This window comes from Mesorhizobium sp. P2_E6, assembly GCF_056403835.1.
In genome coordinates, this window is sequence record NZ_JBFUEQ010000048.1 from 1 (window position 1) to 522 (window position 522).

The following is a 522-nucleotide window of genomic DNA, read 5'->3' on the forward strand; positions in this document are numbered from 1 at the left end:
GCGTTCAGGCTGACCGGCTCGTTCGGGTCCGTCGTCGGATGGACCACCGCACGCTGCTGGTCGAGCGTCACATTGCCCGACGCATCGGTGCTGACCGTGAACACGATCACGCCGCCGACGCCCGCACGGCCGACCACCTGCCCAGCCTCGAGGCTCAGCACCACCGCCTGGCCGCTCGCCGTGTCGACCAGCCCCGTCGCGCCGGCATTGAAGCCMAGCGCATAGGTGGTCGTGCCGGCGCCATCGGCGCCATAGCTGGAGGTGAACGCGCTGGCGAAGCTCGCCGTCGCATTCGTCGTCAGATCCGTCTCGTCCACCGTCAGCGATGCACTGGCGCCCGGCGCCGAGATCGACGGGCCGTCATCCAGGAAGGTCAGGTTGCTGCCAATGTTCAGTGTCGCCGACTGATGATCGCCATCCTTGTCGGTGATCGTCGCCGTCAGTGTCACCAGATTGTCGGCGTTCAGGCTGACCGGCTCGTTCGGGTCCGTCGTCGGATGGACCACCGCACGCTGCTGGTCG

The 522-nt window shown here is 67.6% G+C and carries 1 protein-coding gene; it reads right to left on the bottom strand.

Annotated features, from left to right (window positions below; all coding sequences use genetic code 11):
* A partial coding sequence (locus AC1D08_RS33700; RefSeq protein WP_477425364.1) for a DUF5801 repeats-in-toxin domain-containing protein occupies positions 1-522 on the bottom strand: 522 nt, incomplete at both ends.